The 25,213-nt window shown below is 41.9% G+C and carries 22 protein-coding genes; all 22 read left to right on the forward strand.

The features are described 5' to 3' along the window. The first annotated feature begins 2 nt into the window (after positions 1–2). The gene (gene gspL, locus EDC63_RS13545; protein ID WP_124947205.1) at positions 3–1,319 is read left to right on the forward strand and encodes a type II secretion system protein GspL; all 1,317 of its coding nucleotides are present in this window, start codon (positions 3–5) and stop codon (positions 1,317–1,319) included. After that, positions 1,316–1,816 (forward strand): type II secretion system protein GspM, encoded by a 501-nt coding sequence (gene gspM, locus EDC63_RS13550; RefSeq protein ID WP_124947206.1) that lies wholly within the window; start codon positions 1,316–1,318, stop codon positions 1,814–1,816. Before gspL ends, gspM begins: the two co-directional genes overlap by 4 nt. Further along, the gene (locus EDC63_RS13555) at positions 1,813–2,607 is read left to right on the forward strand and encodes a type II secretion system protein N (RefSeq protein WP_124947207.1); all 795 of its coding nucleotides are present in this window, start codon (positions 1,813–1,815) and stop codon (positions 2,605–2,607) included. Before gspM ends, EDC63_RS13555 begins: the two co-directional genes overlap by 4 nt. A gap of 139 nt (positions 2,608–2,746) precedes the next feature. Beyond that, positions 2,747–3,361, forward strand: a complete 615-nt coding sequence (locus EDC63_RS13560; RefSeq protein WP_124947234.1) for a polysaccharide biosynthesis/export family protein — start codon at positions 2,747–2,749, stop codon at positions 3,359–3,361. 50 nt (positions 3,362–3,411) lie between these two features. Further along, positions 3,412–4,650 carry a porin family protein gene (locus EDC63_RS13565; protein WP_124947208.1) on the forward strand — a complete coding sequence of 413 codons (1,239 nt, stop codon included), beginning with the start codon at positions 3,412–3,414 and terminating at the stop codon, positions 4,648–4,650. A gap of 340 nt (positions 4,651–4,990) precedes the next feature. Continuing rightward, positions 4,991–6,733, forward strand: a complete 1,743-nt coding sequence (locus EDC63_RS13570) for a Wzz/FepE/Etk N-terminal domain-containing protein (RefSeq protein ID WP_124947209.1) — start codon at positions 4,991–4,993, stop codon at positions 6,731–6,733. Positions 6,734–6,757: 24 nt separating this feature from the next. Continuing rightward, positions 6,758–7,621 (forward strand): CpsD/CapB family tyrosine-protein kinase, encoded by an 864-nt coding sequence (locus EDC63_RS13575; RefSeq protein ID WP_124947210.1) that lies wholly within the window; start codon positions 6,758–6,760, stop codon positions 7,619–7,621. 119 nt (positions 7,622–7,740) lie between these two features. Then, the gene (locus EDC63_RS13580) at positions 7,741–8,742 is read left to right on the forward strand and encodes an ExeA family protein (protein WP_223248368.1); all 1,002 of its coding nucleotides are present in this window, start codon (positions 7,741–7,743) and stop codon (positions 8,740–8,742) included. 190 nt (positions 8,743–8,932) lie between these two features. Next, positions 8,933–10,141 carry a UDP-N-acetyl-D-mannosamine dehydrogenase gene (gene wecC / locus EDC63_RS13585; RefSeq protein WP_124947211.1) on the forward strand — a complete coding sequence of 403 codons (1,209 nt, stop codon included), beginning with the start codon at positions 8,933–8,935 and terminating at the stop codon, positions 10,139–10,141. Then, positions 10,138–11,283, forward strand: coding sequence for a non-hydrolyzing UDP-N-acetylglucosamine 2-epimerase (gene wecB, locus EDC63_RS13590; protein WP_317615908.1), 1,146 nt, complete (start codon positions 10,138–10,140; stop codon positions 11,281–11,283). Before wecC ends, wecB begins: the two co-directional genes overlap by 4 nt. Positions 11,284–11,435: 152 nt before the next feature. Further along, entirely contained in the window at positions 11,436–12,464 is a 1,029-nt protein-coding gene (galE, locus tag EDC63_RS13595) for a UDP-glucose 4-epimerase GalE (protein WP_124947212.1), read from the forward strand. Positions 12,465–12,537: 73 nt separating this feature from the next. After that, positions 12,538–13,842: a TIGR03790 family protein gene (locus EDC63_RS13600; RefSeq protein WP_223248366.1), complete on the forward strand. Its 1,305-nt coding sequence runs from the start codon at positions 12,538–12,540 to the stop codon at positions 13,840–13,842. 200 nt (positions 13,843–14,042) lie between these two features. Continuing rightward, positions 14,043–15,818 carry a bifunctional sulfate adenylyltransferase/adenylylsulfate kinase gene (locus EDC63_RS13605; RefSeq protein ID WP_124947213.1) on the forward strand — a complete coding sequence of 592 codons (1,776 nt, stop codon included), beginning with the start codon at positions 14,043–14,045 and terminating at the stop codon, positions 15,816–15,818. A 101-nt stretch (positions 15,819–15,919) separates the two neighbouring features. Further along, positions 15,920–17,005, forward strand: a complete 1,086-nt coding sequence (gene rfbB, locus EDC63_RS13610; protein ID WP_124947214.1) for a dTDP-glucose 4,6-dehydratase — start codon at positions 15,920–15,922, stop codon at positions 17,003–17,005. Next, entirely contained in the window at positions 17,002–17,877 is an 876-nt protein-coding gene (rfbA, locus tag EDC63_RS13615) for a glucose-1-phosphate thymidylyltransferase RfbA (RefSeq protein WP_124947215.1), read from the forward strand. The genes rfbB and rfbA overlap by 4 nt, the downstream gene beginning before the upstream one ends. Further along, entirely contained in the window at positions 17,877–18,422 is a 546-nt protein-coding gene (gene rfbC / locus EDC63_RS13620; protein ID WP_124947216.1) for a dTDP-4-dehydrorhamnose 3,5-epimerase, read from the forward strand. The genes rfbA and rfbC overlap by 1 nt, the downstream gene beginning before the upstream one ends. Then, positions 18,419–19,312, forward strand: a complete 894-nt coding sequence (gene rfbD, locus EDC63_RS13625) for a dTDP-4-dehydrorhamnose reductase (RefSeq protein WP_124947217.1) — start codon at positions 18,419–18,421, stop codon at positions 19,310–19,312. Before rfbC ends, rfbD begins: the two co-directional genes overlap by 4 nt. Positions 19,313–19,573: 261 nt before the next feature. Continuing rightward, positions 19,574–21,397: a glucosamine inositolphosphorylceramide transferase family protein gene (locus tag EDC63_RS13630; protein WP_124947218.1), complete on the forward strand. Its 1,824-nt coding sequence runs from the start codon at positions 19,574–19,576 to the stop codon at positions 21,395–21,397. A 56-nt stretch (positions 21,398–21,453) separates the two neighbouring features. Beyond that, a complete protein-coding gene (locus tag EDC63_RS13635) occupies positions 21,454–22,095 on the forward strand; it encodes a class I SAM-dependent methyltransferase (protein WP_124947219.1) in 642 nt (213 codons plus the stop codon). 49 nt (positions 22,096–22,144) lie between these two features. Next, positions 22,145–22,693 carry an acyltransferase gene (locus EDC63_RS13640; protein ID WP_124947220.1) on the forward strand — a complete coding sequence of 183 codons (549 nt, stop codon included), beginning with the start codon at positions 22,145–22,147 and terminating at the stop codon, positions 22,691–22,693. 16 nt (positions 22,694–22,709) lie between these two features. Continuing rightward, complete coding sequence (locus EDC63_RS13645) at positions 22,710–23,591, forward strand: sulfotransferase family protein (protein WP_124947221.1); 882 nt, start codon at positions 22,710–22,712, stop codon at positions 23,589–23,591. 28 nt (positions 23,592–23,619) lie between these two features. Beyond that, positions 23,620–25,179, forward strand: a complete 1,560-nt coding sequence (locus EDC63_RS13650; RefSeq protein WP_124947222.1) for a flippase — start codon at positions 23,620–23,622, stop codon at positions 25,177–25,179. Positions 25,180–25,213 lie beyond the last annotated feature (34 nt).

Genomic DNA, 25,213 nt, shown 5'->3' on the forward strand with positions numbered 1-25,213 from the left:
TTATGGGGCAACATTTGTCACTTTTACAGATATATATACCAGAGCATTTTGCGGAAAATACTGTCGCCACCATTGTTCAGTCTACTGGTGGGTCAGAATCTGAAGTTGGTGTTGAAAGTAGCGATAAATCACTGTGTCAATGGGTTCTGCGAGATACACAGGGCAGAATCGTTCATCGAGGAGATAGTCCCCTTTCGGCCATACCAAAAGCCGATAATGTTCAGGTGGTTGTACCTGCAAGTATGGTGTTATTAGCGCAAGTGCGTGTGCCAACGCGAAATCGACGGAAAATGCTGCAATTGCTCCCTTATGCAGTTGAAGAAAAACTGATGTACGATCCTGACGCCATTCATGTTGCAGCGGGCCCCCAATTGCTTAATGGCGAAACGGTTGTGGCATTGATTGATAAAGGCTGGATGAAGCGAGTATTGAGTGAGTTACAGAGCAATGGACTGTTACCTCGCCAAATGTTGCCTGAAACGCTTCTCCCCTGTGTGAGCCCTGGTAAATGGACAATGGTGTGGAATGGTCGTGAAGGGTTTGTACGTAAAGATAGCGTCTCTGGCTCATCTATAGATGGTGGCAATCTGGAAACTCCCCCACTTGGTTTAATGCTTGCGGTTAAAGAAGCTGCAGCCAAAGGAAACGCCCCGCAGAAAATCAGGTTGCAGCTTACAAAGGGAGCTGAAATGCCCAGCTTGGAAAGTTGGGCGACTAAACTTGATGTGGCAGTTTCTTTGGAGCCAATTTGGGAATGGTATTCAGCTACAGATAAGCTGGACAAAGGGATCAATCTGCTGCAAGGAGAATTTGCTCCGGCAGGCTTCAATTCTGATTGGCTGACTAAATATAAACTGCCTTTAATTCTTGCAGGTCTTATCTTGTTATTGCAGTTTGGCGGTGGGATAACTGAGTGGTCTATTCTTACCTATCAAAAGCATCAATTGGAAAATCAGATCCAACAATTTTTTCATCAAGCGTTCCCTGAAGCTAAGGTTATTGTGGATGCGCCATTACAAATGCAACGAAATCTTGCACAGTTAAGGCATGCCAAAGGGTTGTCTGACCCGACAGACTTTTTGCCAATGCTGGCGAAAGTGGTGCCATTGCTTTCGCAGTCAGGTATGGTGATAGCTCAGGATTTGCAGTATGATAACGGCATCCTAAAAATAAGCTTGCAGTTAAAAGCCTCACAAACCGCCGAACAAATACGTAGCAGGTTTCAAAATGCGGGTGTGAAAATGGAGGTAGAAAAGATTGAAGTCCTCAAATCAGGTGGAATAATTGCGCATCTGATTGTTAAAGGGGGCGTTTCATGAGCGACAAAATACAGATGTACTGGAAATCACTGCCTTTGCGTGAGCGCTGGCTGCTTGGTGTTGGATTTTTCGCGCTATTTACTGTCATTTTAGTGTTTTACATTTGGCAACCGATGAATCAGGCGCGTTATAAGTTACGAGCAAATTTGCCACAACTCAAAGCAAATGCGCAGCAGATGCAATTAAATGCCTTAGAGGTCGCCAGGATAAAATCACTTCCGGTTGTAGCACCATTGCCTATTGGCAATGTTAAGGAAGTGTTAGAACATTCAGCGGAGAAGTTTAATTTAATGAACGAACGCACGTTCATCAATGTTGATAGCGCTGGACGCATTAGCATTGAGATGGAGAATGTTTCTTTTGATGGATGGATAAAGTGGTTGGGTAATTTGCAGGAACAAAACCGAATTCTGGTTGAAAGTTGCCTTATTGAAGGGGTAGCTCAGCCAGGCTTGGTGAAGGTGAAAGCCAAATTGCTGGTGAAGGTTGCCGGATGACTTTTGGTAAAACGGTTGAACGCAGTAAGCACCTAAAATATTTATTTGCAGGCTTAGTCTTGTATGTTTTCTTTTTAATTGTAACTGCGCCAGCCAGTCTGATGGAATGGTTGTTACCAAGACTGTCAAACGGTAGGTTAGAAATCACACAGTCTGAAGGCGGCTTTTGGCATGGCAAAGCACAGCAGGTTGTGCTCAAAAAAAATGATAGTAGCCAGAGGCAGCTTGGTAGTTTGGAATGGGAAATACTTTTGTTGCCAATGTTTAAAATGGAATTGGCAACAAAAATAGCACTTGAAAATGGCCAAAATAAATCGCAGGGTGTTGTTGCAAAAAGCTTTGGAACGTTCCATATTAGTAATATGAATAGCATTTTACCTATTGAAGTACTGGCAGATTTTATGCCGGCTTGGCAAATGTGGAAACCTGAAGGTGAACTGATATTTAAAGCAAAAGACTTTTCTATTGGAAAAAAATTGGCGGGTGAAGCAATGGTTGAGTGGAGAAATGCTTCTGTAAGCTTGAGTCGTATAAACCCTTTAGGTAGTTATCATATGGATCTTCAGGGAGATAATAGTGTTTCCAAGATTCGATTATCTACCCTGTCCGGCTTGCTGCGTATAGCGGGAGAAGGTGAATGGTCAAGTGATAGGGGTATTGAGTTTCGAGGAACAGCACAGGCAGAACCAGCAAGAAAAGCAGAATTAGAGGATTTGCTAAAATTAATGGGTAAGGAGCAGAGGAATGGTGCTTACCAGATTGAAATCTCACAAATGCAAAAACCAAAATAGTGCATTCAGTTTCAAGTGTTTTGAACAGATATTATTTTATTGATTTGAAAAGCAAGAGAAAAATAGTATATTTGTACCAACTGTAAGGCATTTTTGTCATAATTTAACAATAAATTTGTTTTAAAATAAGGTCCTAATGATGAAATTTAATAATATTTTGACTATTCCAGTTTTTATTTTAGGCTTGCTGATAAGCAGTGTTTCTCAGGCAGAAAAAGTTATTGAGCAGGTGCCATCTGATACGCCAAAAGCTGAAGCAGGGATTGTCGATCAGGGATACCAGATTGGGCCTGAAGATGTGCTATCGATTTCTGTCTGGAAAGAAGAAGGTCTTAAAGCTGAAGTATTAGTTAGGCCAGACGGGGGGTTGTCTTTTCCTCTGGTAGGAGAAGTTCAAGCGCAAGGGAAGACCACAGAACAAATTCAGAAAGAAATTACTGCGCGGCTTGAAAAATTCATTCCTGACCCTGTAGTATCGGTTTCGGTACTGAAAGTGGTTGGTAACAAAATTTATGTAATTGGAAAAGTAAATAAGCCGGGTGAGTATCCGGCTGGTCGCTATGTTGATGTTTTACAAGCGCTAAGTATGGCGGGAGGGTTAACGCCATTTGCTGCAGAGAACGATATAAAGGTGTTACGTAAAGAAAACGGTAAGGATTTGGTTTTACCCTTTCGATATTCACAAGTCCAAAAAGGACAAGAACTAGATCAGAATATTATGCTTCAAAGTGGGGATGTGGTTGTGGTTCCATGAAATTTCAAGTGTTGCTTACATCTAGAAAAGAATAATTAGAGGATCTTATTTTGAATCTTTTTTTTGTTACAAAAAAGAGTTTTGTGTCGTGTAGCACTTCATTGTTGATGCTGCTTCCTTTGGTTTCGTTGGCAGCAGAATGGTCGGCAGAGCCTTCTGTAAGCCTAAAGGAAGAGTATAACGATAATATTCACCTTACAATGGTAAAGCACCCTTCAGTTACTGCTACTACACTTTCGCCATCTGTTAAATTTAATTATGCTACTGAGATTTCTAATGTCAGTGGAGGCGCGACATTAAGTGCCAATAAATACTCAGGCGAGCAGGGATTGGACAGGGTTGATCAATTTTATACCTTGTCTTCAAACTATAAAACTGAGCGGAGTATTTTTGGTTTGAATGCTAACTACACGAAAAGCTTCGCTTCTCAATATGACAACATCGCAACTGGCTCACTTATTCGGCGTACCGATTCAAATATTGCGCCTTCATGGATTTGGTCGTTATCTGAAAAAAATGCTTTACGCCTTGATTATCAATTATCGCAAGTTAAGTATGATAGTGGCACGGATTATAAGGTAAATACAGCAACATTCAGCCTGATACAACAATATACTGAAAGAGATAAACTTATATTTCAAACTTATAATCAGAAGACTGACATAAATAGTGGCGTGGTGAAATCGGATTCTTATGGATTGAGTGGTGGTGTTACACACGACTTTTCAGAAACTTTAAGCGGTTCATTAACTATTGGTGGGTACACAGTAAAAACAACGACAATCACCGGAACTCAATTATGTCCTTCATATAGTTTGGGATTTAATGGTAGCGGATTCTTTATTTATTGTGGTCAACCGTTAGTCACTGTTTTTTCAACATCTGAATCAAGAAATCGTGGTATGTCTTTTGATATGTCACTGAACAAACAATTTGAAACTGCAAATTTAACAGCGCAATACAGCAGAAAATTACAACCTGGTGATAATACCTTGGTAGAGACTGATCAGGCGACTTTGATTTTGACCGATAAATGGTCACCTTTGGTATCAGGATCAATTAGCTCTTTCATTTTGCGTAGTAGAAATAAAGGCGGTGTTCTAGCAAATAATAGGAGATATTATACAGTATCTCCTAGCCTGAGTTGGCGTTTGTCAGAATCGTGGGTTTTAGACACAGGGTACCGATATGAAAGAAATGAATATGAACAAACAAATTTTAGCGCTTCAGCAAATTCGGTATTTGCGCAAATAAAGTATGATTGGCCAAAATTTGCTATATCCCGTTAATTGAAATAAGCCATTCCATTTTCAGTATATAAATTTTTTTGGTTGTGGATAGCGAGCATGAAATTGTAGTAAATGAATTTTGGTGAACCATGAAGTAGATAATTTTAGTTTAATTATGCTAGTAGGAATGAACTAAAATTTGACATATATGTCAAAAAACTGACAGAAATAGCCATAAAAAAATATTAAAATTTGTATTTATTTGAAGCTTTTTGGAGTTACTAAGGGCATGGTCTGATTTTTGCTTTATTTAGAGTTCAAGCTTTAATAGCGATTTGATTAATACTTTATTTTGTAAGCTTCAGATGAATTAAATGATGAGAAATAATAAAGAGGAAACATGGAAGAGCAAACAAAAGATCTGAAGGATTACCTGGTAGCATTGCGTCGTCGAAAAAAACAAATTTTTATTGTGGTGGGTGTACTAATGCTAGCCAGCGTTTTACTGGCATTTTTACTTCCACCAGTTTACCGGTCAACCGCTACTATTCTAATTGAAGAACAGGAAATCCCACCAGAACTTGTGCGGTCAACTATTACTAGTTTTGCTGATCAGCGAATTCAGGTTATCAGTCAAACTGTGATGACACGTGCTAATTTGATGGGAATTGTAGATAAGTACAAATTATATGCCTCAAAGCGTGAACACGATACGACAGAAGAAATTCTTGAACGTATGCGCAAAGACATAAAAATGAATATTGTTAGTGCTGATGTAATTGATCGGCGCAGTGGTATGAAGACAACAGCCACAATCGCATTTACTCTGGCATTTGATGGAGAAACAGCTGAGGGGGCCCAGAAAGTAGCAAGTGAATTAACTTCATTATACCTTAGTGAAAATTTAAAAACTCGAAAAGAAAAATCAGCAGAAACCTCTACATTTCTATCGGAAGAAGTTACCAAGTTAAGTCGTCATATATCTGAAACAGAAGCTAAGTTAGCAGATTTCAAGTCGAAGAATGTGGGGCGATTGCCGGAATTAGTGACATTAAACATGCAACTACGTGACCGTACCGATTCAGAAATTATGGATGTTGGACGGCAAATTAGTGCCGGGGAAGAAAGGAAGTTTTATTTAGAAGGTCAGTTAGCGCAAATAAAGCCCAATACTCCAATGATGTCAACTTCAGGTGATCGAATTTTAGATCAAGATGAACGTCTAAAGTCATTGCAATCACAATATGACAGTCTTTCTGGTGTGTATTCAGCGAAGCATCCTGACGTGGTTAAAATGCGCCGCGAGATTGAATCTCTTAAAAAAGCAACTGGTGGGGGTGTTGATACTCAAGAGCAGGCTAAGCAATTGACACGTCTTCGCGCTGATTTGGCGATGATGAATGAAAAATACTCAGAAGATCATCCTGATGTTATTAAGTTAAAAAAATCTATCGCCTCTTTAGAAGAGTCTTATAAAAAAGCGATGGCTGCTGGAGAAACGCCTAAATTTAAGAAACCAGAAAACCCAGCATATATATCTTTGCAATCACAACTTGAATCTGTAAACAGCGATTTAAATTCGTTAAAAAGAAAATTGGCTGATTTGAAAGCAAAAATGAATTCATATGAAACACTTTTGCAGCAAACGCCGCAGGTTGAACAAGAATATTTATTATTAAGTCGTGACCATGAAAATTCTGTGCATCGTTATCAAGAGTTAAAAGCCAAACAGATGGAAGCTCAAGTGGCGCAAGAATTAGAAAAAGATAGCAAAGGTGAGCGTTTTTCATTAATTGATCCCGCACAGCTTCCTGAAAAACCTCATAGTCCGAATCGCCCTGCTATTTTTCTTTTGGGATTTATTTTATCACTGGGAGGGGGGGTGGCATATGCGGGTGTGCTTGAAAGCATGGATAGTTCAGTTAAGGGGTCTAAATCCTTAACTGGGCTGTTGAATGCCCCATTACTTTCGGTAATACCTTATATTGAAAATTCGGAAGATAGGCGTAAAAAAACAAAAGTCAATTCACTGGTCATTTTGGGTGTGATATCGAGTATTGCTGTCATTTTACTTTTGGTACATTTTTTATGGGTACCGCTAGATGTTTTGTGGTACCGAATTCTCAGAAAAATGGATATTTGACAGTAAATTTTAGTTGAGGGTGATATGGAACGAATTAGAGAAGCATTAGAAAGAGCACGTGGTGAGCGGGCAAAAACCGGATTAGGGTTTGGAGGCTCTAAAGGCAATGTTCATTCAATAATGAAAGTTCCTGAAGTTATTGAACGTATTCAATATACCCAGACTAAATCCATTGATGTGCCAAAAAAACTTTTGCGTGAGAATCGTATTGTCAGTGGCTTTGACCAAGGTAGCTATACAGATGCGTTCAAGTTATTAAGTACTCAAGTTTTACAGAAAATGAGGACTAATAACTGGAATGTATTAGCCGTGACAAGTCCGGGTGAAAATGAAGGTAAAAGTCTTACAGCTATTAACTTGGCAATCAGCATTGCTCAGGAAGTGGATCAGACGGTTTTATTGGTAGATGCGGATTTGCGTCATCCTAGTGTAGATAAAATGTTTGGCCTTAAACCTAAAGTGGGGCTGAGTGATTATCTAATGTCAGACACACCATTGGAAGAAATGTTAATTCATCCAGGTATTGGTGGTTTCGTAATACTACCAGGTGGTAAACCACTACAGAATTCATCTGAAATGTTACGCTCACCCAAAATGGTACGACTCGTAAAGGAATTAAAAAGCCGCTATCCATCACGTATTGTCATTTTTGATCTGCCCCCTCTTTTATCTGCGGCTGATGCTTTGGCCTTTGCACCGTTTGTTGATGCCGCTCTCTTGGTGGTTGAAGAAGCTAAATCCAAGACTGAAGATATCACTCGTGCTGCGAGCTTGTTGGGTTCAACTCACCTGATTGGCACCGTGCTAAACAAATCTCTTGAGCCCGATACAATCATTGATAAGTCGGCTGGTATTCTTAAACAATTGTTTAAGAAAAAGGGACATTAATTATGTATGAGGAGTTTTACGGATTTCGGGAAAAGCCTTTCTCGATAATTCCGGACCCAAGTTTTCTGTACTTTAGCCCTAAACACCGCATGGCCTTCGATTTGCTGGAATATGGGTTGATGAATCAGGCTGGTTTTAATGTAATCACAGGGGAAATCGGAACGGGTAAAACCACCTTGATCAGGCATTTGCTAAGCCAAATGGGATCGGATCTGAATGTTGGTTTGATTTCCAATACACACCGATCTTTTGGTGAACTGTTGCAATGGATATTGTTTGCATTCAATCTGGATTATAAAGGTAAAGAAAAGGTTGAAATGTTCCATACATTTCTCGATTTTTTAGTGCTGCAATATAGTCAGAATAAACGCACAGTACTTATCGTTGATGAGGCACAAAATATGCCTGCTGAAACATTAGAAGAGTTGCGCATGTTATCCAACGTAAATGCGGATAAAGATCAAGTGCTTCAAGTTATTCTAGTCGGTCAGGCAGGTTTGCGTGATACGTTGCGTCGCCCTGAACTTGAGCAGTTTGCTCAGCGAATTGCTGTTGACTATCATCTTGAGCCACTGGATGAGGAAGAAACTAAAACTTACATACATCACAGGATAAGTATTGCAGGTGGGGGTGATCCCGATGTATTTGATGATGCAGCCTGTGAAGCGGTATTTCAGCATAGCCATGGTGTGCCCCGATTAATCAATTTATTGTGCGATACTGCGCTGGTTTACGGATTTGCTGAACAGAAGAAACAAGTCGGTGCGCAAATGGTTCATGATGTGGCTGGAGATAAACTAAAAGGTGGGATATTTCCATCTCAGGAAAAAAAAAATTGCAGCTTTCTGTTAGCGAATTTGGATCAAGAAATTATTACTGCGCTTGAGGGGCGGTTAACTGCAGAGGATGCGGAAGATCATGTAAATGGAAATGGGGCAAAACTCTCATCTGCAATTACATCTAGTGAAATTGAGTTGGCAAATTATTTGAAAAGTTCACATTTCAAAAAGGTAGATGTAGACGTTATAAAATATCTAAAAACTGTTCACAACGATCTGTATATAAGACTTAAATCCGCTGTACATTCGTGTAAAAAAAATAAAAATACAAACAATAACTAATAAATTGCGAAAAGGGAAGGAATGCTCATATTGTCACAGGGGCAGCAATATTTAATGACCCTTCGGTGCTCAAAATAGCTGTAAATTATCCTCCAATATATTGCAGTAGATAAGTACACTCTTAGATTGTACGATTAGAAATATGCATCTGCATAATTTGAGCATGTTAAATATGGTGGGACTTTAAAATATGGCGGATTTCAATAAAACAATCTGCGTGATTGGATTAGGTTACATTGGTTTACCTACTGCATCTTTACTCGGTACCAAGGGATACCAAGTTTATGGTGTTGATACTTCTGCGCATGTAGTTGACACCATTAATCAGGGGAAAATTCACATCGTTGAACCTGATCTGGACATTCTGGTGAAATCAGCAGTACAAGCAGGTAATCTGTGTGCTGGCTTGCAGCCAAAAGAAGCTGATATTTTCATCATTGCCGTTCCTACGCCCTTTAAAGGTGATCACGAGCCTGATTTATCCTATGTGGAGGCAGCGACTCAAATGATCGCGCCCTATGTCAAACCGGGTAATCTGGTTATTCTGGAATCAACTAGTCCAGTTGGTACGACCGATGGCGTGGTTGCCAAAATACTGCGTGATGCAGGCCATGATGTGGACAAGGATGTATTTGTAGTGCATTGCCCGGAAAGGGTTCTACCTGGCAGGATTTTAACTGAATTAGTAGAAAACGACCGCATCATCGGTGGTATCAATGAATTGGCAACGCAAATGGCAATTGAGTTTTACCAGACATTTGTTCGGGGTGAAGTGTTAGCCACAGATTCACGCACCGCGGAAATGACCAAACTCACAGAAAATTCTTTTCGCGACGTCAATATCGCATTTGCCAACGAACTCTCATTGATTTGTGACAAAGAAGGCATTAATGTTTGGAATCTTATCGCGCTGGCAAATCGCCACCCGCGGGTCAATATTCTAAATCCAGGTCCTGGCGTTGGTGGGCATTGTATTGCGGTGGACCCCTGGTTTATTGTGGCTCGTGCGCCGGAACAGGCGCGTCTCATACGTACCGCTCGCGAGGTGAATGATCATAAGCCAGAGTGGGTAATCGCGAAAGTAAAATCAAGTGCCGACAAATTCAAACATCCCGTGATCGGGTGTCTGGGATTGTCGTTCAAGGCTGACGTAGATGATCTGCGTGAATCGCCCTCAGTAGAAATTGTTCGCAAGTTGATCAAAGCAAACGTTGGTGAAATTTTGATTTCTGAACCCACATTATCGAAGCATTCCGAATTTAACTTGTTGCCCTATGAAGAAGTGGTGGCTAAATCGGACATTGTTCTTCTACTTGTGGATCACAAGCAATTCCGAAAACTCAAGGCCGCTGACCTGAAAGAGAAAATTCTGATTGATACGCGCGGGATTATTGCGTGACATTGCGCCTTCTAAGTGTCTTTGGTACGCGACCTGAGGCGATTAAGATGGCGCCTGTAGTGTTGGGGTTAGCGCGTGCAGAAGGTATTGAATCCAAGGTGTGTGTGACAGCACAGCACCGTGAAATGCTGGATCAAGTGCTGGATTTGTTCAATATCAAGCCTGACTATGATCTTAATTTGATGGCACCTGGCCAGGATTTGTTTGATATCACGGCGCGTTGCCTTTTGAGTTTGCGTGATGTGTTCCGTCAGGATCGGCCAGATGTGGTATTAGTGCATGGAGATACAACTACCTGTTTTGCCGCAGCACTGGCCGCATTTTATGAAAACATCCCAGTCGGTCATGTTGAAGCCGGCCTGCGCACTGGGGACTTGCGTGCGCCATTTCCGGAAGAAGCTAACCGTTCACTGGTAGGCCGGATTGCTACATATCATTTTGCGCCCACAGAAGGTTCCCGCCGTAATCTGTTGGCAGAAGGGGTTCCTGCAGATCAAATATGGGTTACCGGTAACACGGTTATCGATGCCCTTCTGATAGTGCGCGATATGGTAAGTGCCTATGAAGACAACCACTGGCACGAACATTTTGGCGATAAGGTGTACGGCCATATAGTTGATCCAGAGCGAAAGTTGATTTTGATTACAGGTCATCGCCGTGAAAACTTTGGGCAGGGCTTCGTAGACCTGTGTACAGCTATCCGCGATCTGGCTAATAAACATCCAGATTGGGACCTGCTGTATCCAGTGCATCTAAATCCAAATGTTCGCAAACCGGTTTTTGATATTCTTGCCGGATTGGAAAACGTCATGTTGATTGAACCGGAAGATTACGCGCCATTTGTATGGTTGATGGATCATTCGGATATGATTCTTACCGATTCTGGCGGTATTCAGGAAGAGGGGCCGGCTCTTGGTAAGCCGGTATTAGTGATGAGAAATGTTACAGAACGCCCAGAAGCAGTTGAAGCGGGAACGGTGATGTTGGTTGGTACTGACCGCGATAAAATTGTCACTGGTGTGGAGCAAGTGATGCTCGACAGGGATACATACATTGCTATGTCTCATGCGCACAATCCTTATGGAGATGGAAATGCTGTACCACGTATTATTGAAGCATTACGGGGGCTTCAATTGGGTTGAGTAAATGAATACCATTCGCCCTGGTCTTGTCAATGAGTGAATAAAAAAAATGACAAAGTAATAATAAAAAAGATTTGGGGCTGCGCCTTACACCGTGACGATATCGCTTATCGTCACATGGTGGCGAACAAAGTAAATGGGGGACGAAAAAAATGTCTGAAAATCGAAAAATTCTAATTACAGGTGGAGCCGGTTACATTGGCTCTCACACTTGTCTGGTTTTGCTGGAAGCGGGATTAGAAGTCGCTGTGGTAGACAATCTATGTAACAGTTCGCGTGAAGCCCTGCGCCGCGTAGAAACAATTACCGGGAAAAAAGTATCATTTTATGACGCTGATGTTCGTGATGCAGAAGCACTTCCCCCTATTTTCGAAGCAGAAAAGCCTCAAGCTGTCATTCATTTTGCCGGTTTAAAAGCGGTGGGTGAATCGGTAGAGAAGCCACTTGAATACTACGATACAAATATAAGCGGTACGTTAACTTTGCTCGAAGCCATGCGCGCAGCAGATGTTCGGCAGATCGTCTTCAGTTCATCCGCTACAGTCTATGGTAATCCCGCCACAGTGCCGATCCACGAAGATTTTCCACTTTCAGCTACAAACCCTTACGGTCGTTCCAAGTTGATCATCGAAGACGTCATGCGCGACCTTGTGCTCTCGGATCCTTCGTGGAAGGTAGCATTGTTGCGCTACTTCAATCCTGTGGGTGCACACGAAAGTGGCCTGATCGGCGAAGATCCAAACGGTATTCCAAATAATTTGATGCCTTTTGTATCTCAAGTTGCTGTGGGGCGACGGCCGCATTTGAGTATTTTTGGTGGCGATTATCCCACCCCTGATGGGACCGGTGTGCGCGATTATATCCATGTGGTAGACCTCGCAAAGGGTCACTGGGCAGCGCTACAAGCTTTGAAAGGTTGGGAAGGCAACCAGCCACTCACGGTTAATCTGGGAACTGGTCAAGGGTACTCAGTACTGGATATGGTCCGTGCTTTCGAAAAAGCCAGTTGTCGCAATGTGCCATATAAAATTGTTGAAAGACGTTCTGGTGATATCGCAGCGTGCTACGCTGCCCCAGCATTAGCCGAACGCTTGCTTGGTTGGAAGGCGGAATTTGGTGTAGATAAAATGTGTGAAGATACTTGGCGATGGCAAGTAAATAATCCGAAAGGATATGCATAATGTCAGAATGTAATCCTTTTGCTTATGTAGCTTCTAAGGGTGAGTTGGCAGTTTTCGACCTGAGCCATTAATTGTGTTTAAGAGTAAAGAAAAATTTTTGGAAGTTGTTGTGTCACTCTTTGTATTGGCTTTGTCGTACCCCTCTTGCTTTGCTGAGTCAAATCTCGAACAACTATCTGTTTCGCCCCAACCAACAATAATTTTCCCCAAAACGAGTCTTGGTCCCGAAGAGCTTGCAGTGATTGTCAACGATGCCGATCCCTTAAGTGTGGAAATCGCGCAATACTATAAAATAAAACGCAATATTCCCGAAAGGAACATGATCCACATCAGTTTTAAACCCGGTTCAACTACTATGAATCAGGCTGAATTTACGAAAATAAAAACGCAGGTTGATTTAATTACTCCACAGCAGGTGCAGGCCTTTGCACTGACTTGGTCCAAACCCTATCGAGTGGATTGCATGTCAATTACTACTGCTTTTGCCTTAGGATTTGACTCAAAATATTGTGCAAATGGCTGCGAACTAACAAAACCAAACCCATACTTCAATTCACCCAGTAATACCCCCTATAAAATGTTTAAAATGCGGCCCACTATGAGCCTGGCTGGTACAGATTTTAATGAAGTAAAAAAGCTTATAGATCGGGGAATTCTCTCAGATAACACGCTTCCTTCAGGTACAGGCTATCTGTTGGATACGACTGACAAAAACCGTAATGTTCGTGCTGCACAATATGATGAATTACTTCGTTATATGGATGGTATTTTTAAATTGGAACGTGTGAAAAGCAATTTTATTGAAAATAAAACAGATGTGATGTTCTATTTTACTGGAACTTCAGAAGTGGCCAAGGTGACTAGTAATACTTTTATTCCAGGTGCAATTGCTGATCATCTTACTTCAGCAGGAGGGCAGTTGACTGATAGTTTGCAGATGAGCATTTTGCGTTGGTTGGAGGCTGGTGCATCAGGTAGTTATGGCGCAGTTGTGGAACCATGCAATTTTCCAGGTAAATTCCCGATTCCAGGAATTGTGATTAATTACTATATCAACGGTGAGACACTGATAGAAGCTTATTGGAAGAGTGTTGCTTTGCCAGGGCAAGGGATATTTGTAGGGGAGCCGTTGGCGAAGCCTTATGGTGGCTACAAGGTAGAGCTAAAGAATGGTGAGTTGTCTATTACAACCCGAATACTTCAGCCAGGTATTTACGCCGTATTTGGTGCGGATTCAGGTGTTGGTCCATATAAAATCTTGGCAAGGGGTATGCCGGTTGGTATAGGTAAGCAGGTAATTAAGATACAAAATGCGAGTTACCTATTCTATAGGATAGTGCGTGAGACACAAAAAATACAAAGAAAATCAATGAACTGAATTTAGTGTTTTGCAGTATTTTGATTAATAATGTACATCACGTAATTGATCTAAGAATGAGAAGTATTTTGAACGATTGTGTTCCAATAAGCTGTTTTGGCTTTAAGGCTACAGATTGATTGTTAATATTTTGTCACACCTTTGGTGTTGAGCGTTTTTAAGTGATAGCCAGGTAGGTAATAAGGGATGTGTTAAATAATATGGATAATCTTATAACACCATATGGAGGTAGCCTCGTTGAAATTATGGTGGGGGCGGTCCGGGCCACCGAACTTAAAATTGAATCTCAGAACCAAGTTGGAATAACGCTTAGTCAGCGACAGTTGTGTGACTTAGAACTTATCATGAATGGTGCTTTCTCGCCGCTCACGGGTTTCATGATCCAGGAGGTTTATCAGTCTGTTGTTGAAGGAATGCGGCTTCCAGATGGAAAGCTTTGGCCAGTCCCAATCATTTTAGATATCCCGGAAAAACTGGCTGAAAAACTGACGTTTGGTTCGAAGCTTGCTTTGCTCGATGCGGAAGGTTTTATGCTCGCTGTCATGCATGTTGAAAGTTTGTGGCAGCCGGAAAAAATGCGCGAAGCGGAAATGGTCTATGGGACAGCTTCAGATGAACACCCCGGCGTGCGATATTTGTACGAAGAAGTTCATCCTATATATGTGGGTGGCAGAGTAGAAGGTATTCAACTTCCCTATCATTACGATTTTGAAACCTTGCGTGACACACCGCAAGAATTGCGCCACTTATTTGATAAGTTTGGCTGGAGGCGGGTGGTGGCGTTCCATACTAGTAAGCCAATGCACCGCCTACATCGAGAAATAACACTCAATGCTGCTAAAAATGCGCAAGCTAATATATTGCTGCACCCGGCAGTTGGCATGACCAAACCTGGCGATTTGCATTACTATGCTCGAGTACACTGCTACCAAGCCATCAGACGTCATTATCCACATAATCTTGCAATGCTTTCACTACTGCCGCTCGCAGTTAGAATGGCAGGCCCGCGCGAGGCGCTTCTAAACGCCATTATCCGTCAGAATTATGGCTGCTCTCATTTTATTGTTGGTCCAGAACATGCTGCCCCTCCTGGAGTTCGCGAAGGAGGGCCTCGTTTTTATGCAGCTGGGTCTGCTCAGGAGTTGGTTGCACGTTATCAGAACGAATTGGAAATTAGTATAGTGCCAGTGCAAGAACTGCGCTACGTTTCTGATGATAAAATGTTTTTGCCTATGAAACAGATTGAACAGGAAGGCAAAAAAAGCATTATATTTGGTGATCGACAGCTATATGATCACCTTGCAAGAAACAAACCGATACCTGCCTGGTACTCATATTCTGATGTCTTAGATCAACTCAGAAAAGTGCGTCCTTCGCGAAGTGATCAGGGTATCACCTTGTTTTTCACAGGCTTATCTGGCTCAGGTAAATCAACCTTGGCGAAAATTCTTTACGCCAAGTTCATTGAGGAAGGTGACCGACCTGTTACGTTGTTGGACGGCGATGTGGTAAGGCTTAACCTTTCCAGGGAATTAGGTTTCTCTAAAGAGCATCGCGACATTAACGTGCGGCGAATCGGTTTTGTAGCAAGTGAAATTACCAAAAATGGTGGTGTTGCCATTTGCGCACCGATAGCACCTTATACAGTAACGCGCCGTGCTGTTCGAGAAATGATTGAACAGCATGGCACCTTTATTGAAATTCATGTGGCTACGCCAATAGAAATATGTGAAAGCCGTGATCGCAAAGGATTGTATGCAAAGGCGAGGCAAGGTTTGATTCCTGAATTTACTGGTGTTAGTGATCCTTATGAGATACCGGAGCATCCGGAGTTACGCATCAACACCGCTGAAGTTTCACCAATGCAGGCCGCACAAGAGATATTGTTGTATTTGTTGAGTGAGGGATATTTGGAAGAGACTGGTAGTGAAAAATTTGGCGGTGCTGAACTGATTGCGGATATGCCATTAAAATAATGAAAAGCTTACTAATACTGCAAATACTCACAGCTGTACTGGTTATTTTTATGCAGGTAGGCGCAAAAAGTAAATTGTAATAATAATTAAAAGTGGGACAAATGAATAATAAACAAACAATACTTGTGACGGGGGGAGCGGGTTTTATTGGCTCGAATTTTGTGCTCGATTGGTTAGCAGTCGAAGGGACGTCAGTTATCAACCTTGATAAGCTGACATATGCCGGAAATAAGGAGAATATTTCTAGTCTAAAAAATGATGCACGCCATGTATTTATACGTGGTGACATAAATGATCGTACATTAGTTGAAGGTTTGTTACGGCAGTATAAGCCTTATGCTATTGTGCACTTCGCGGCAGAAAGCCATGTCGATCGCTCTATCCATGGGCCTGAAGATTTTATTCAGACGAACATAAACGGTACTTTCCAACTGCTTGAAGCAGTTCGAGGCTACTGGACACAACTTGCTGACTCCGAAAAGTCGGTATTTCGTTTTTTGCATATATCAACTGATGAGGTTTATGGTTCACTTGGACCACTTGACCCACCGTTTTCTGAGACCACGGCTTATGCACCGAACAGTCCGTATTCTGCATCAAAGGCAGCATCAGATCATCTTGTCCGATCCTATCATCATACTTATGGGCTGCCCACACTGACTACTAACTGCTCTAATAACTATGGCCCATATCAGTTTCCGGAGAAACTTATCCCGCTGATTATTCACAATGCGCTTAATTGCAAACCCTTGCCCGTATATGGTGATGGACTGAATGTGCGTGATTGGCTGTATGTAGGGGACCATTGCGAAGCGATTCGAGTGGTACTTGCTAAAGGGCGTTTAGGGGAAACCTACAATATAGGTGGTTGCAATGAGAAGACCAATCTTGAAGTTATTAACTCGGTATGTGCAATATTGGATGAGCTCTGTACAGATTCACTAATTACACCACATGCTTCATTAATAACTTTTGTTAAAGACCGTCCGGGTCATGATCAACGTTACGCTATTGATGCGCGCAAGATTGAGCTTGAATTCGGATGGCAACCCAAGGAAAGTTTTGAAACTGGCATTCGCAAAACAGTGCAATGGTACCTTGAACATAAAAACTGGGTGCAAAATATAGTAAGTGGTGAATATCAAAAATGGGTTACAACTAATTACAATACCAGGGAAAAATCATGAAAGGAATTATCCTCGCCGGAGGGTCTGGTACACGACTTTACCCTGTCACCCAATCGGTCTCCAAGCAATTGTTGCCGGTCTACGACAAGCCCATGATTTATTATCCGCTATCTACGCTGATGTTGGCAGGTATTCGGGATATTTTGATTATATCTACACCACAGGATACACCGCGCTTCGAACAATTGCTCGAGAATGGGGAACGCTGGGGGCTGAATATTTCCTATGCTATACAACCTGAGCCTCAAGGTATCGCCCAAGCATTTATCATCGGCAAGCGTTTTATAGGTAGTGAGGCATGTGCTTTAGTATTGGGCGACAATATATTTTACGGTCATGAGCTTTCTAATGAGCTTCAAACGGCAGCAAAGCAGCAGGAAGGTGCTACCGTATTTGCTTACCCTGTTCACGATCCAGAACGCTACGGTGTGGTTGAGTTTGATTTGTCAGGTAAGGCGATTTCCCTAGAAGAGAAACCAGTAGCGCCAAAGTCCCGCTATGCTGTGACTGGCCTTTATTTTTACGATAACAATGTAGTGGATATTGCCCAGTCTCTCAAGCCTTCACCACGGGGAGAGCTTGAGATAACAGATGTGAATAAGATTTATCTAAATAAAATGAAGTTGGAAGTGGTGGTAATGGGGCGAGGAATGGCATGGCTAGATACTGGAACGCATGAATCTTTGCTGGAAGCGTCCCTATTTATTCAAACTATCGAAAAGCGACAAGGTTTAAAAATCGCTTGCCCGGAAGAGATCGCCTATCGTTTGGGCTACCTTTCAGCAGAAAAACTTGAACAACTAGCCGCGCCGATGAGCAAAAATGGCTATGGTCAATATTTGCTGGAATTATTGAAAGAGAGAATATTCTAGTGAATATTATCCAGACCAGTCTACCTGGCGTAATTATTATTGAACCCAAAGTGTTCGGCGATGAACGCGGCTTTTTCTTTGAAAGTTACAATAAGAAAAATTTGTCTGAGCTTGCCGGAATTGAAATGCCATTTGTACAGGACAACCATTCTCGTTCAGCAAAGGGAGTGCTGCGTGGACTGCACTACCAAATTCAGCAATCTCAAGGAAAGTTGGTGCGGATTATTGCTGGTGAAGTATTTGACGTTGCCGTGGATATTCGAAAAAGTTCGCCAACTTTTGGGCGATCAGTTGGCTTTTACCTCAGCGCCGAGAGTAAGCGGATGGCATGGATTCCACCAGGTTTTGCCCATGGTTTTCTGGTGTTGTCTGACTATGCAGAATTTTTGTACAAAACAACGGATTATTATGCCCCGGAATTTGAACGTTGCATTGCCTGGAATGATCCAGACCTCGAAATAGATTGGCCACTTGATGTTGAGCCGCAGCTTTCAGCAAAGGATAAGACAGGACTTACTCTGAAAAATGCCGAGGTGTTTCCATGAAGCGTATTTTGCTCATTGGAAAAAACGGACAAGTTGGTTGGGAGTTGGCGCGAACCCTAGCACCGCTTGGTGAAATAATTATAGTTGATCGGCAAGTTGTAGACCTTGCCAAACCAGATTCAATAGTTTCTACGGTACGCGAAATAAAGCCTAATATCATCGTCAATGCCGCTGCCTATACCGCAGTTGATAAAGCTGAGTCCGAACCTGATCTTGCCGAGGCAATAAACAGTATTGCACCAGGTATCCTGGCTGAGGAAGCGCGACGGATTAATGCTCTCCTGATCCATTATTCTACTGATTATGTATTCGATGGAACAAAGGACGAGCCCTATACTGAGTTGGATATACCCAATCCCTTAAGTGTTTACGGAAAGACCAAGTTGGTTGGTGAGCAAGCTATCCAGGCTGCAAATGTACCCCACATAATATTACGAACAAGTTGGGTTTACGGTGGGCGTGGTAATAATTTCCTTCGCACTATCTTGCGATTAGCCCAAGAAAGAGATGAGTTAAAGATTGTTGATGATCAAATTGGTGCGCCAACATGGAGTCGGATGATTGCAGAGGCAACTGCGCAGATTTTAGGCCAAGTAATGCGCCTAAATAAATCTGAAATTTCTGCAATTAACGAACTAAGTGGCATCTACCACCTTACATCAAGGGGGGGAACTAGTTGGCATGGCTTCGCTCAGTCCATTTTAGACATCATGTCTACACCAATACCGAGGTTAGTTCCTATTTCTACTAGCGAGTATCCTTTGCCAGCACATAGGCCTCAGAATTCAGTGCTTCTTAATGAAAAATTAGAGAGGGTCTTTGGGTTGATACTACCGGAATGGAAAGCGGCTTTGGAATTGTGTTTGGACGAGACAAGGCCACAGGCATGAATTTAGTTAAATATTGCATATAAATTTCAGGGGGAATGGATGGTAAATTGATGGGTGAATTAGTTCATACTATTAACTAGATAATATATAAAAGAAAATTGCAACTGATTCTAAAAGTGTCCCGTCGGGTTAACAACTTTACGATATCATATTGCATATAAACAACCTCATTGGGGATTCCACCACAACGTGCCTGGCACCACCAAGCCGCTGATAAAATAAAACTGGAGTGGGACCCTGATTACTCTCACAGAGACGCGGATGCTTGAAAAATTAAAGATTGGGGTGATGCTTGATTCTGAAAATGTACCTGCATGGGCATTTTCCATGCTGGAAAAAATTCAGCAGTCTGAGCATGCGGAAATAACACTGGTTGTTATGAATGGTTCTTTTAATCCAAGCGAGAGCCAACCCTATTTTGGCCGAATACTTAAAAACTGGCAAAAGCTTCTGTATAAAACCTATATAGAAGTTGAAAGCAGGCTTTTTAAAAATAAACCAAATGCGTTTGAGTCTAAATATATTGGGCCGCTGTTATCAGGGGTGCCAAGGCTCTCAGTCAATCCAAGACAGACTCAATTTTCCGATTATATTGAAGGGAATGACCTTGATTCTATTCGGAATCATGATTTAGATGTGATAGTCAGATTGGGTTTTAGAATATTGCGTGGAGAAATATTGAAAACCCCCCGCTATGGAATATGGTCATATCATCATTCCGATAACATGGAAATTCGAGGCTGGCCACCCGGTTTCTGGGAGAAGCAGGAGGGTAAATCGGTAATTGGCACCGTGCTTCAGATTCTTACAGAAGAGCTGGACAATGGCGTCGTGTTATACCGTTCGTTCACTGCAACTCACCAGCTGCTTTCGCGCAGCCTGAATCAATGTTACTGGAAGAGTGCCTCTTTTGTTCCACGTATGCTGAAGGAACTGCATTTTTTAGGGGAAGAACACTTCTTCGCTAAAGTGCATCATGACAATAAATCGCCAACATTTTACTCAAATAGATTCTATACAGCACCTAACAACTTCCAGGTAGTTAAGTTTATCTGGATACAATTCGCCGGTTTTGTGAAACACAAACTTGTTAGATTCCTGTTTTTAGAGCAGTGGGTGCTTTGGTACAGGTTTCAGGATGGCCTTGCGACAACCTTGCCTCAGTACAAAAAAATTGTTCCGCCAAAAGGGCTTTTCTGGGCTGATCCATTTGTTGTATACAAGGAAGGAAAATATTATATTTATTTAGAAGAATTTGAATATTCCAGAAAAAAAGGTAGGCTTTCCGTTATGTCAATTAATGAGAATGGCGAGTTAGGTGACGTCAAACCTGTATTGGATAAACCCTACCACCTCTCATATCCTTTCGTGTTTGAATTCGAAGGTGAGCAGTACATGGTGCCTGAGACAGAGCAGAACCGTACCATTGAGCTTTACAAATGCCAAGAGTTTCCTCATAAGTGGGAATTCCAGAAAAATTTGTTGGAAGATATCAATGCGGTGGATGCAACACTGTTCCAGTATGATGGAAAATGGTGGTTGTTTGCCAATGTTGTTGAAAATAAAGGGGGTTCTGATTGGGATGAGTTGTTTTTGTATTATGCAGATAGTCCGCTAAGTAGTAACTGGATTTCTCATCCACGTAATCCGGTAGTTTCCGATGTTCGTCGTGCGCGCCCTGCCGGAAAGCTATTCATGCACAATGGTGAAATTTTCCGTCCTTCTCAAGATTGTTCAGTTCGATACGGGTATGGATTGAATATAAATCAAGTGGAAGTGCTTAATGAACGGGAATATAAGGAACACCTTACCACTTCCGCAAAGCCTAATTGGGATAAAAGTGTATCCACGGTACATACACTTAATCATGAAAATAAGTTGACAGTCATTGATTCAATTTGTTATCGACCAAAGTCAAGTTGGTATGTGCTGGCCTTTGTGCTTGCAGTATCGATTTTTACTCTAGCTACCTATCCACCTGTGCATGAACACTGGCAAAGGGTGTTGCTGAGAACGTCGATGGTGTTATTGACGTTGTCATTGCTAGCGCTGCTTAAATTCAGGAGGCCGCATGGGAATTCCTAAACAAAATCTGAAGCGTACAATGGGTAAGTTTTTTGATTCATGTATTCTTTAATGAGATGAAACAGATTATGAAGCTTGGCAACTTTAAAAAAATGCTGAATATTAATGTGATAAGAAAAACTTACGATATTGGGGATTTTTTATCAGGATATGGTTTTGAGAAGGCAATAATCCTGAATGCGGGTTCAAGCAGTACAAATTTGGGTGAAAACTGTATTAATGTGGATATCCAGAATAAACCAGGAATCCATTGTGTTTGCGATGTTCATAACATTCCATTTGGGAAAAACACCTTTGATATTGTTGTCTTGTCTGCTGTTTTGCAATATTGCCGCAATCCCCATCAGGTAGCATCTGAACTTTTTCGGGTGTTGAAACCAGGTGGGTTAGTTTACGTTGATGCGCCTTTTGTACAGGCGTATTGCCCTGACACACCTGATTTATTCAGATTTTCGAAAGATGCTTTGGGCGTTATCTTCAGCCAGTTCAACTTGCTGCAAAGCGATACGTCTATTCCTGGCGGTTCTGCGCTGGCATTTTACTGTCAGAGTCTGGTGCGGAATGCGACGGGAAATAGATACATTGATTATTTTTTAGGAACGCTGGTTTCGTTGGTTGTATTGCCATTTTCTCTCTTGAATTTTAATAAGAATTCTAATGTAGCAGGGGCGGTTTATCTTGTGGGTAAGAAAGTTTGATGTATCTATTTGATTTATGGATTTTTTGATAAATATTAATTTCTGAAAAATGTTAATACGCCTACTTATTTTAGCTCAAGTTTTTAGAAATATGATGTTGAAGGTAAGGTATGGTAAGAAATTAATATTTAAAAGCTGGAGTGTGCGAATAAGGAGTGGTTTCGAATTAACCCAGTTTTTTGGGGATAATTTTCAAGTCAGGATTGATGAAGATGTATATGTTGAAAAAGATGTTTGGATTAAAGGTTCAGCGAGAGTTTTTATTGGAGCAGGTACCATAATTGGCAGACGTGCTGTTATTGGTTGTAACGAGGAAGTAAGGATTGGGAAAAATGTATTAATCGCTGAAAATGTTTCTATTCGTGATACGGACCATAATTTCTTAGACCCTGAAATGCCAATAAAAGATCAAGGTATAACAACCAAACCAGTAGTGATTGAAGATGATGTTTGGATTGGCTATGGAGTAATCATTACCAAAGGAGTGAATATTGGTAAGGGCGCAATTGTTGGGGCAAATAGCGTAGTTACCAAAGATATTCCTCCCTACTCAATAGCGGTAGGAGTGCCAGCAAAAGTAATAAAAGAAAGAAAATAATATTAAGGGGAACTAAGTGGTATTGCCAAATTTTTTCGTGGTTGGTGCTCAGAAGTCAGGGACAACCGCATTACATCATTATCTGGTTGATCACCCTGAAATATTTCTGCCATCACAAAAAGAAACGAAATTTTTTGTGGATGATGGGCAATATTCTCAGGGTGTTAAATATTACTCAGAAAAATATTTTGCAGAAAGTAAAAATGAAAAGGTTGTTGGTGAAATTGATCCAGACTACATGTATTTCAATGTGGGTGTAGAGCGGATATTTCAGCACATTCCTAATTCAAAGCTGATATTTATTTTCAGAAACCCTGTTGATAGAGCTTTTTCTCACTATGTTATGACATATCGACGTGGTTTGGAGCTTAATACGTTTGAAGAGGCAATTCGAATCGAAGCTGAACGTATTGAGCAAGGTTACGAGCAAGATTTCCATTTCAGCTATGTGCGGCGGGGCTTTTATTTTGATCAGGTAAACAGATTTTTAGAAAAGTGGGACAAATCGCAGATGCTTTTTTTGCTGGCGGAAGATCTGAATAATAATCCGGTCGAAACAGTCCGTAAATGCTTTGAGTTTCTGGGAGTAGCACCTGATTTTGTGCCCGGCCAAATTAGCAAGCGGTTCCATGAGGCTACGGTGCCAAAAAATCTGGCGCTCACCGTGTTATTCCGAAATGAGCAAGCTTACCCAATCGCTCGCCGTTTTTTGCGCCTGTTTGTTCCGAAACTGGCTTGGCGAGATTGGCTGCGGGCACGTCTGATTGCCTGGAACAAAAAACCGAGCGATTTGAAATTGCTTGATGAAACACGTCGTCAGCTGGCAGAGCACTTTCGCCCTGAAAATGAAAAGTTAGCCAGATTGATTAGGCGTGACCTGAGTCACTGGAATTGTTAGTGAATTTTTATCAGGATGGCTTGCAATAATGGCATCGAAGCAAAAAAATCTGAACCAGATGGCTTCTGGAGCGGGAATTGGACTGCTGGGCTCAGTTGCGGGATCAGTGTTGCAATTGGCTTCCGGCTTGATCATGGTGCGTTTGGTAGCACCTGTTGAATATGGGTTGTATACATTGGCGGCAGTATTTGTTGCAATGGCTGCAACATTGGCCAATATGGGTTTCGGCAATGGTGCGCCACAGTTAATCGCGAAGTATCTGGCGGTGAGTGATTTTGCAAGAGCGCGTGGAATAGTAATGGCGACGTTGGGTGTTGTTGCAGCTGTGAGTGCTGTGTTGACTGCAGCAACTTTTGTTTTTTCAGCCCAACTCGCGGCCCTTTTCGGAAAGCCGGAGTTAACCAGGGTGTTGAACCTTTTTTCATTGATTTTGTGGCCTTCAGCCATGATTCTCGCGCTGATTAGTATATTTAGAGGCTTTGCAAGTACCTGGCCAAAGGTGTTGTTCGATGAGCTGTTAAATCGCTTGATGCGCATAATAGGCCTTTTGCTGGTGGCATTCATGGGGTGGGGGCTTTCGGGGATTGTGTGGATAACGGTTGTAACCACTCTTATATCTTTCGTGGCTTTTTCCGGATATGCCTGGCGCACTATGCCTCGTTTGCTTCCGCCTGTTCAATCGATATGGGGCGGGCGTGAGCTGGTCCGGTTTTCTTTTCCATTGTTTGGCAATAATGTGATTGAAATTTTAATGGTCTCCGCAAGTACATTGTTGTTAGGCTATTTTAAATCGGCAGATTTTGTTGGTCAGTACAATGTCGCTGTAACACTGTCGCGGTTACTTGAGATGCCATTGATTGCCTTGGCTTTTATATATTTGCCCATTGCTACAGCAGTGCATGGAGGGCAGGGAGGGCAGGGAGGGCAGGGAAGCCAGGAAGTTGAAAAACTCTATTTAAGCAGCACCAAGTGGATTGCAGTGGTTACTTTGCCTGTGTTTTTGGGGATTTTGGTTGATGCAGAGTTTATTGTTGGTTTGCTATTCGGGAAGGCTTATTTGCCAGCAGCAAATGTGTTGAGGGTATTGGCAGTAGGTTATTTTATGCATGTGGCACTAGGGCCGAATGGTGTGACACTGTTAGCTTTTGGGACTCGGAGAGCAATCTTTTTATCTACGGCAATAGCTGCTTTAATCAACATAGTGTTGGGTGTTGTCCTGATGCCGTTATGGGGAGCAATGGGCGCAGCAATTGCCGTAGCATTAGCCTTGTCGGTTTCGAATATTTTTATCTCAGTAAAATTGTATATGCAAACTGGTATTCATCCTTTGAAAGCTGCATATATGCGGCCTCTAGCCGTTAGTGGGTTAGCGGGAATACTAAGTGCTGGTTTGGTGTGGGTTTTTCCGTTTTCATCGGGTTGGAAGCATTTTTTTCTGCTAGGTGCGATTACGTTGGTTTGCTTAGCCTCTCCTATAATCACGCGCAGTATTGATGAATCGGATCTGTCTACGCTTGGTGCCATTGAAAGAAAACTATCCAAGAAAATGATTATTACTGATAGATTGAGAAAGTGGTGTCTGCGATAACGTTTGAAAAACAAGATTGTATAAAAGTGGGGGA

The organism is Sulfurirhabdus autotrophica, from assembly GCF_004346685.1.
GTDB classification, from domain to species: Bacteria; Pseudomonadota; Gammaproteobacteria; order Burkholderiales; family SMCO01; genus Sulfurirhabdus; species Sulfurirhabdus autotrophica.